The organism is Bradyrhizobium sp. JYMT SZCCT0428, assembly GCF_018131075.1.
GTDB lineage: Bacteria > Pseudomonadota > Alphaproteobacteria > Rhizobiales > Xanthobacteraceae > Bradyrhizobium.
This window is the reverse complement of the sequence record NZ_JAFCLS010000112.1, coordinates 1-9,230: the sequence shown is the minus strand read 5'-3', so window position 1 is coordinate 9,230 and position 9,230 is coordinate 1. Positions and strand designations below refer to the sequence as shown.

Genomic DNA, 9,230 nt, shown 5'->3' with positions numbered 1-9,230 from the left:
AACAACGCTCCTGGCACCTTTAGCAGATTGCGGGAGGCTGCTATGTTGCAACGCAACTAAGTTGATTCGCTTTGATGAAAGGGGTTTTGACAATGCCACCCCTGTATAAGTCCGGCGATCTCGTCGTTTTGAAATCGGGTGGACCAACCATGACGGTCGATACCGTCAACACCGATATTTTCGACGATGATAAAATTACGGGAATGCTCTGTGTCTGGTTCGTCGGGGAAAAACTGGAGCGAGTGCGGTTCGACCACAGGGCTGTAGAGCATGCTCCGTTAGAGGCAGCCGATCCTAGACAAGATGAAGGATCTTCGCAGCAAGCCTTGGACGACTACAAGGTGGTCCTTGATGAGATGGCTGATGCGATGAACCGCCAGCTTTAGGCTCCTGTGCTGCATCCACAGCAAATCCCAAAAAACGGAAACCTGCGCCCCCCAAAAACGACATTGTCTTCACTAGCTAAAAGCTGACTTCTTAGCCAGGTATCGGCGCCGATAGTCCAGTCTGCTGGAGCGCCTGCCGTGCGGCGCATTCTAGCGACAGAGGACGATCAAATTCTAGAAGCGGCCTACCTAATTGGTTAGACGTGATCGTAACACCACCCTTCATGCAAGCGCCGCTTCAGCAAGTGCAAGCGTACGTTGGTTTAGGCTTGGCGTTTGTGCTGCCTTCTATCGGCTTCAACCCACGCCAGGACCGCGGCACCTTTGAGACATGCCTGCCTATCCTGAGAATGTCCGTTCACCGGGGTAGACCGGAATCCGACGCGAATGACCCTCAACGGACCTGCAGGGCTGCAGAGCCCATTCGGCAGTTCAAGAGCACGGCCGCCTGCCCAAAGAGCGTCAGAGTATGCCGTGCGATTGCGCTCCACCAGATTTTCACGACAATATGGCGGGGCGCCGGGCTTTCCATACACCGGGAGTTTGCTCATGGGTATGATGTACTTCGAGGACTTGAATGTTTGAGATAGTTGGACGTCGGCGGGGTACACCGTCGATCACGAGGAAATGCTGGCCTATAATCGCACAAACGACCCGTGGCCGATTCACGCCAATTCAGAAGCGGCCGCTAGATCGCCGTTTGGCGGATTGATCGCCAGTGGCGGCTATACAATCACTCTGATGTACCGGCTGTCCCATGAAATAGTGAATCAGCCGGATCGGATTTGGGCCTTCTTGGGAGGCTTCGACTGGCACGTTAAGTTTGTCGAGCCCGTTCGTTCAGGTGACCGGCTGCACGAACGCATCACGATTCTCGAAAAACGTTTATCGAGCAAGCCGGGACGAGGCCTCGTCAAGCACCTCATCGAAGTGATTAATGATCGAGAACGCGTGGTGTTATCTATTGAGAGCACCATTCTGATCGCCACTAACTCCCAGTAGCGAGTTGTGACGCGGAATTCGCGTAACGCAAGTGGCAGCCACAAATCCGTTAGTGGCACCAAACGGACCGGCGGTGCCGGTCGTTTGATGTTCGTTGATTGTTAAGGAGCTGTCGAGGGAGCTTTTGACCCAAGCGGACATTAGCTCGGCGGGACCGAAGCCAACGATTACGCTGCGCTTGCCACCCTTACGTCGATCTCATTGCGAAGCGCAACGAAATCGATGGGTTTAGTCAGAAGCGCCTCAGCACCGCCTTCCAGAGCCTTTCGTTTGGTCTGGTCATCGCCATAAGCGGTGATCATAATGACGGGAACGTCCGGTCGTAGCGCTTTCGCCTTCGATAAAAGTTCAAAGCCGCTCATTCCAGGCATATTGATATCGGAAAGGATTAGGATCAATGATGCACCGGCGGCGTCGCCGATGCGTTGCAGGGCACTGGCTGCCGACTGTGCAAAATCCATCGTGAAGCGGTTGTCGCGCAGATCGCGCCGAAATTGTTGGCGAAACAGCATTTCTACATCGGGCTCGTCGTCAACAACGAGAACAAGAAAGCTCATGTATTTGCTCCGACATTGCTGGTGGCTTTGCGCGGAAGAATGATCCTAAATTCGGTGAACTGACCCGGCTGTGTGTCAACCTCAATCAATCCAGCGTGTTGTTTGACAATGTCGAAGCTCAGCGAAAGCCCGAGACCGGTGCCTTCGCCCGGCGGTTTAGTAGTGAAGAACGGGTTGAACATTTTCGCCTTCACCTCGGGCGCAATGCCGGAGCCGTTGTCGCGAATTAGAATTTCGACGCGATCGCCGAGGTTTCGAGTTGCGGCAGTAAGCGTAGGCTGATAGCCGTTGAGGCCATCTTCCGCCTTGCGCTTCATCGCCGCATAAAAGCCGTTCGAGATCAGATTGAGGAGTACGCGCGTGATTTCTTGCGGCAACAAGTCGGCCTCGCCTGCGGCAGGATCAAAATTCTGATCCAGCCTGATCTGAAAACCCTGCTGCTCGGCGCGGGCGCCGTGATAGGCAAGGTTAAGACTCTCGCCGACCAGTGAATTGATGTCGACAGGGCGGCGATCACCCGAGCCTTCACGCGAGTGCAGCAGCATGTTTTTGACGATGGAGTCGGCGCGCTTGCCGTGCTGCACCACCTTTTCGAGATTGCCTTTCAGCATCTGTGAAAGTTCGTCGGCTTCCTGTCGCGTCTTGTCGTCCAGCGGCACGAGCCTTAGCACTTCGCCAAGTTCATCGACCAACTCGACCGAAAGTGCAGAGAAATTGTTTACAAAGTTGAGCGGGTTCTTGATCTCGTGCGCAATGCCGGCAGTGAGTTGGCCGAGCGACGCCAGCTTCTCGGTTTGCACTAGCCGATCCTGCGCGGCTCGCAATCCCTCGAGCGAGGCCGCCAGTTCCTTTGTGCGGGCTTCAACGCTTTCGAACAAACGGACGTTCTCGATCGCGATCGCTGCCTGGTCGGCGAACGTCGTGGCCAGTTCGATCTGCTTTTCGGTGAACGGCCGCACCTCGGAGCGTGTCATGACGATGACACCGACCGCCTTGCCCTCGCGCAGCATCGGCACGCCGATGATGGTACGGAAATCACCTAACCTTTGGGCCTCGTTAAAGGTGTAGTCGGGATCTGCCTGAACGTCGGGGATGTGAACCACAACCCCTTCAAGCAGCGCGCGGGCTGTTGCCGAGCCGCGATCCGGTACCACCGGAACGTTTCTGACGTAATCCATGAACTCGTCAGAAAATCCGTAGAATTCACCGCGAAAAAGGACCCCGTCTTTTTGCCGCGTTATGGTGGCCTTCTCAGCGTCACATAGCTTGGCTGCCGATTCGACCAGCGTCTGCAGGACCGTCTGCAAATCGAAAGTGGAGCGGCTTATGACCTTCAGCACGTCCGCGGTTGCGGTCTGTTGTTGTAGCGATTCCCTCAGTTCCTTAAGCAGCCGGTGGTTTTCGATGGCGATGACCGCCTGTTGAGCAAAATTGCTGAGCAAGGTGATCTGCTTTTCAGAGAAAGGACTGACTTCTTGGCGAAAAATAGCGATGGTCCCCACCAGCCTGTCATCCTTGAGCATGGGTACTGCGGCAAGCGTCCGTGCCCCCGCAAGGTTCGAGAGCGCTACGACGGCAGGGTGGCCTTCCAGATAGGGTCGCTGTGCCCTAATATCCTCGATATGGACCGGTCGGCGGGTTGCCACAACGGTTCCCAGTGCACTCCCGGGGTGAGCTATGAACGGCTTATGAAGCTGCGCCTCTTGGTATTCGCGCGGTACGTTGTAACCGCCGACCGGATCGAATTTTTCGCCATCATACAGGTTCAGTGTGCCGAATTTGGCGCCGCAGACCCGAATCGCGTTTTCGAGAATCTTCTGGAACAGCGGCTCCAGCTCTTCGCGGGAACTGTTGATCGCGCCCAATACTTCCGACGTCGCGGTCTGCTGTTCCAGCGATTCAGCGAGATCGCGGGTTCGTGCCTGCACCTCTTCGAACAGGCGCACGTTTTCTATGGCAATGACCGCCTGATCCGCGAACGTCGTGACCAGCTCGACCTCTTTGATCGTAAATGGCTTAACTTTGCACCGAGTCAGAACGAAAACGCCCACTGTTGTGCCTTGGCGCAAGAGCGGTACGCCAAGCATCGATCGGTAATCGCCGATTCTTATGAGTTCACTGAGTTCGTATTCGGGATCGGACTGAATGTCCTGGATCTGGACCGCCTTTCCTTCAAGTAGAGTTCGACCAACTATTGATCCTCGACCTGGCTCAAGGTCGACCTGTTCCAGATAGTTTTTGTTTTGCAGCCATTCGTCGTTCTTGCCTGCGATTCCGAAACTCGCGGCAAGATGGAAGCCGGTCCCCCCGGTAGGCCGCCAGATGTTTGCCAGGTCGGCGTCGCAAAGGCGAGCAGCAGATTCGAGCAAGGTATTTAACACCGCTTGCAGATCAAAGGTCGCGCGGCTAATCACCTTAAGCACGTCGGCGGTGGCGGTCTGCTGCTGCAGCGATTCCGCGAGATCGCGAGTGCGTGCGTTGACCTCGTTGAACAGCCGAACGTTCTCAATCGCGATCACCGCCTGATCCGCAAAGGTGGACACCAGTTCGATTTGCTTCTGCGTATAAGGTTCCGGCACCGTCTTGGCCACGAAGATTACGCCGACGACCTTGCCCTCGCGCATCAGCGGGGCGCCGAGGGCAGCCCGGTAGCCGCCGATCTTCTGTGGCGCGCTCCATGTGTATTCGGGGTCCGCTAGCACATCGGGAAGATGAACGAGACGGCCCTCGAACGCGCTCCGCCCGACGACACTGCTCCGGTCGATCGGAATATCCCGGCCGAGGAAAAACTCCTTGATGCGCGCGTGAACCTCAGTGGCGTGCCCATAGCTTGCGGCCCAGTGTAGGAAATCGCCATCGCGCTGGAATATCCAGGCGTGATCCGCATCGCATAGCTGTGTGGCCGACTGCACCAGCGTGTCGAGCACGATCTGCAAATCGAAGGTAGAGCGACTGATCACCTTTAGGACATCGGCGGTTGCAGTTTGCTGCTGGAGCGATTCGGCCAGATCTTCGGTGCGTGCCTTGACCTCCTCGAACAGCCGCACGTTCTCGATAGCGATCACGGCTTGGTCAGCAAAAGTCGAAACTAGCGCCATCTGTTTGTCGTCGAACGGCCAGACGGTCTTCCGCCCTAGCAGGAATACACCGATCGGCTTTCCGTCGCGAAGCAGCGGCGTTGCTAGCAGCGTCCGGAAGCCGGCGCGCTGTTGCTGTTCGTAATAGATATACTCCGGGTCAGCCAGGACATCCGTGATTTGCACCGGCCCGCTGGCCAGAAGCGCGCGACCTACGACTCCTCCGCGACCCGGTTGCATCCGGAACGACTTGCTGTAGTCGACCCAATCGTCTGGAAAATTGTGGTTAGTGACATTGTAGAAGCCGGTATCATCCTGACGTGCGACGGTCGCCATGTCAGCGTTGCACAACCGCGCCGCCGATTCCGTCAGTGTATCAAGTACAGTCTGCAGGTCGAATGTCGAGCGGCTAATTACCTTCAGAACATCGGCAGTCGCGGTCTGCTGCTGCAGCGATTCCCGCAAATCTTCGGTGCGTGCCTGCACCTCGTCGAACAGTCGCGCATTCTCGATGGCGATCACGGCCTGGTTGGCGAATGACGTGACCAGTTCGATCTGCTTGTCGGTGAAAGGCTTCACCACCGCGCGCATCAGGGCGATGACGCCGATCGGCGCGCCGCCTCGATGAAGGGGTACGCCGAGGTTGGTGCGATATTTTCCGGCACGCTGATAGTCCAGCGCGACGTATTCAGGATCGGCGAGGCAATCCGGCATGTGGACGGTCTTTTGTTCGAGGGCGACCCGACCGACAAGTGAGCCCCGTCCCGGCGCGAGCGGGTGCGCAGCGGCATACTTCTCGAACGATCTCGCTGCGTTGTTGGAGGCGGCCAGATGATACTTGCCGTCCCGCAGCGTGTAGATCAGCGAAAATTCGGCGTCACACAGCCGGCTCGCCGTCCGCACAATGGTATCGAGAATGGGCTGAAGCACAAAAGTAGAATTGCTGATGGCAGCGAGGATTTCGCTGGTGGCTTTCTGCCGCTCCAGCGCCTCGGCAAGCTCGCGCTTCAGCCGTGCCGTTTCTTTCCCGGCGTCGAAATCCGCAGATCCTTTTCGCGGCACCGAAGCCTTGCGTTTCTTAGTGGCCTTGCGCGCCGTTTTTTGGCGCCTATCCATTCCCGCGTTCCGGCGTTCCAAAATTGTCAAATAATGCCGAGCATACCCAAACACCTGCCCGGCGTACAGCCGGTCAAGCGCGCCGACCGTATCCACCACACGCGCACCAGATAGCGCAAAACTCAATCCATACTGCACTTGGTACAAATCAGACTTCGGACTTCGGCAATTCCGAATATTCAATTTTGCCCAGACCGGAGAACAAAGGCCGCCTCAGTGGGCGCGCCACCCCGCAGTTCTCCGGTGAAGTGTCGTGCCCGGACCGAATTGACCGGCTATTCGGTCCCTAAAAGCGCTGGCTGCTGTGCACATGGCGCCCCGCTCAATTTTATATTCCTCAATAAGCTGCGCTCACTTTGTGTAGGTGCGGTCGACCCCTAGCATTGATCCGGATCGAACCTGACGAGATTAGTTTTGATCTGCGCACTTATTATTGCGCGGCCTGCGAATTATCCGAAAGCCGTGATTGCGCCAGTCTGAATGCCGAAGCAAATCGCCGGCCGTCGGCAGAAATGCCCAAACGCAAATGCGAGGTTTGCGCAAATTGGGCACTTATCGGACGTGCCCCGCCAAGCTGACGATATCCGTTGATATGGGCAAAGCGGACCTCGCGCTCGGCTGCGTCGAGGTCTGAGTCTGACCCGGAACGGACATCGCCCTAGCTGAAGGTTGCTTGGCATGCTTTGATCAGCGCTAAAGCGAACGTGGGGGCAAGGGCATGCGGTATCTAGTGTTGGGCGCGGGCGGCACAGGTGGCTATTTCGGTGGCCGCCTCGCCGAGAGTGGGGCTGATGTTACGTTTCTCGTCCGCGATGGGCGTCGCAAGAGCCTTTCCGAGGAAGGGTTGCGGATCGAGAGCCAATTCGGGGACGCACAAATTGCAGTCAAAACATTGGTCGCGGCGGAGGTGGTGCCGGTTTATGACGCGGTGATCCTGACCTGCAAGGCATATGATCTCGACACTGCAGCCGCGGCAATCGCGCCCGCCCTAGCATCGAACGCCTATGTCCTTCCATTCCTGAACGGCATTGCCCATATCGATGTCCTCAATGAGAAATTTGGCCAGCACCGAGTGCTCGGTGGCACGGCAAAAATACAGGCGACGATCATGCCTAACGGCTCGATCCGACAGTTCAACGACTGGCGCACGCTTACCTTTGGCGAGCAATCGGGGGAGATGACGGAGCGCGTGAGAGAATTGGCCACGCTGTTCGAGGCTGCGAAGGGCGTGGAAGTATTCCCCGTTACCGATATCGTTCAGCGAATGTGGGAAAAGCTGGTTCACCTTTCGACAGCAGCCGCTATGACCTGCCTGATGCGGGCAAATGTCGGCGAGATTATTCGCACCCCATATGGCCGGGAGCTTTTTCTCGATCAGCTTCGCTGCGGAGCTGCCATCGCTGCGGCCAACGGGCACGCGCCCAGCGCGGCCTTCATGAAATCGTGGGAGGACACGTTCTCGCAACAGAACTCTATGTACTCGACGTCGATGTTGCGCGACATCGAACGTGGCGGGCAGACGGAGGTCGAGCACATTCTCGGCTTCATGCTTGGCAAGGCGGAGAAGGCGAAGATACCGTGCAACACGCTATTGCTGGCCTACACGAACGTGAAGGCGTTCGAGCAACGGCGCGCCGCAGGGCGCTTGTCCTGATTGCTTGGCCGATGTCCGGTTCTGGCACGAAGCGCAAGAGCCGAGCCGATCTGGCGATGTCCGTTGACGGGGGGTAGACCGGACGTGGCTTGCCGACCGTCAAACCGACGCGATTGACCCGATCCGGACGTTTACCTGATCAAATATCTCAGGCCGATTGGGAGCAAATTCTCCCGCGCGGTCCATCGCAAAGTGCTAGGCTTTAGGTATCGAGGGTACATGCGTCGTCGCGAATTCATCGCGCTACTTGGTGGTACGGCGGCGACGTGGCCGCTCGCCGCGCACGCGCAACAGCCAGCGGTGCCTATGATTGGTGTGCTATCCGCCGGTTCACCCGACCCGGGGCTCACCGATATTGAGGCAGCATTCGAAAGGGGTCTCGCGGAGAAAGGTTACGTGGCCGGAAGGAACGTCACGATAGAACGTCGGTGGGCAGGAGGAAATTACGACAGGCTTCCCCCGCTCGCACAAGAGCTCGTGCGCCTTAACCCTGCCTTGATCCGGGTGGGAGGCAATGTAGTTGCGCTCGCCGCGCGGCGAGCTACTACAACAATTCCAATAGTATTCAACATAGCCTCAGACCCGGTGAAGCTCGGCCTAGCGAAAAGCTTCGCTCATCCCGGGGGCAACGCCACCGGTATATCTATATTGACGGCAACGCTCACCCTCAAGCGGCTTGAACTAATCCGCGAGCTCCTCCCGCAAAACGCGACCTTGGGTTTTTTGGTAAACCCGGACAATCAAGACTTGCTGCTGGAAATCGAAGATGTTGCCCGCTCGACCGGGCAGTCCTTGGAAGTCGCCAAGGCGCGGAACCCGGCTGACCTCGAACCAGCATTCGCACGGCTTGTCAGAGCTCAGGTCGGTGCGGTGCTCGTCAGCAACGATGCGCTCTTTCTGAGCCAACGTGTGCAACTCATCGCATTGGCCAAGCGTCATTCACTTCCGGCGACTTACGAATTCCGCGAGTTTCCGGCGGTTGGCGGCCTGATGAGCTACGGACCCAGTCTTCCCGAAACTCTTAAAAAAGTCGGCACCTACGCGGCACTCATCTTAAAAGGTGCTCAGCCGAGCGATCTGCCTATTCAGCAACCTACGGCATTTGAATTAGTCATCAATTTGGCGACAGCGCGTTCCTTAGGCATCACAATTCCTCCCTCTTTCCTCCTTCGCGCCGACGAGGTGATCGAATAGTTTTGCTAGGGTGCACGAGTCGGTTTTGGCACCTTTGAGACATGCTCGCCCATCCTGAGAATGTCCGTTCACCGGGGTCGACCGGAAGTCGTCGTGGTCCGGTCAAACCGACGCGAATGACGCTAGAAGACATTGGCTCGATCTATCATCCTGCGAGACTTTCCGCCTCCGCTACTGGCCCCGCGAAGCAAGGCTTAGTAAGATCATGCTGTCCTGTTGCTCGCTTTAGGGGCCAGTTTGATGC

The 9,230-nt window shown here is 57.1% G+C and carries 5 protein-coding genes and 1 pseudogene; 4 read left to right on the top strand and 2 right to left on the bottom strand.

The window, feature by feature from the left end:
- Window positions 1-74 precede the first annotated feature (74 nt).
- Window positions 75-386: a DUF2158 domain-containing protein gene (locus JQ575_RS43070; RefSeq protein ID WP_312016134.1), complete on the top strand. Its 312-nt coding sequence runs from the start codon at window positions 75-77 to the stop codon at window positions 384-386.
- A 612-nt stretch (window positions 387-998) separates the two neighbouring features.
- Window positions 999-1,388, top strand: a pseudogene (locus tag JQ575_RS43065) (MaoC/PaaZ C-terminal domain-containing protein); the annotation flags it as partial.
- A 167-nt stretch (window positions 1,389-1,555) separates the two neighbouring features.
- On the opposite strand, the gene JQ575_RS43060 reads toward JQ575_RS43065, so the two are convergent.
- On the bottom strand, window positions 1,556-1,945 hold the full coding sequence (locus tag JQ575_RS43060) for a response regulator (protein ID WP_212039203.1): 390 nt from the start codon (window positions 1,943-1,945) through the stop codon (window positions 1,556-1,558).
- Window positions 1,942-6,276 carry a GAF domain-containing protein gene (locus JQ575_RS43055; RefSeq protein ID WP_312016135.1) on the bottom strand — a complete coding sequence of 1,445 codons (4,335 nt, stop codon included), beginning with the start codon at window positions 6,274-6,276 and terminating at the stop codon, window positions 1,942-1,944. Before JQ575_RS43055 ends, JQ575_RS43060 begins: the two co-directional genes overlap by 4 nt.
- A gap of 580 nt (window positions 6,277-6,856) precedes the next feature.
- Here JQ575_RS43055 and JQ575_RS43050 point away from each other — a divergent pair.
- Together JQ575_RS43050 and JQ575_RS43045 are read left to right on the top strand one after the other, a co-directional pair.
- Window positions 6,857-7,792, top strand: coding sequence for a 2-dehydropantoate 2-reductase (locus JQ575_RS43050; RefSeq protein ID WP_212039202.1), 936 nt, complete (start codon window positions 6,857-6,859; stop codon window positions 7,790-7,792).
- 219 nt (window positions 7,793-8,011) lie between these two features.
- A complete protein-coding gene (locus JQ575_RS43045) occupies window positions 8,012-8,986 on the top strand; it encodes an ABC transporter substrate-binding protein (RefSeq protein ID WP_212039201.1) in 975 nt (324 codons plus the stop codon).
- Window positions 8,987-9,230 lie beyond the last annotated feature (244 nt).

Excerpts from the sequence above, each read along its gene's own strand:
- JQ575_RS43060 (WP_212039203.1), bottom strand. The coding sequence starts at position 1,945 with ATGAGCTTTCTTGTTCTCGTTGTTGACGACGAGCCCGATGTAGAAATG.
- JQ575_RS43045 (WP_212039201.1), top strand. The coding sequence starts at position 8,012 with ATGCGTCGTCGCGAATTCATCGCGCTACTTGGTGGTACGGCGGCGACG.
- JQ575_RS43070 (WP_312016134.1), top strand. The coding sequence starts at position 75 with ATGAAAGGGGTTTTGACAATGCCACCCCTGTATAAGTCCGGCGATCTC.
- JQ575_RS43050 (WP_212039202.1), top strand. The coding sequence starts at position 6,857 with ATGCGGTATCTAGTGTTGGGCGCGGGCGGCACAGGTGGCTATTTCGGT.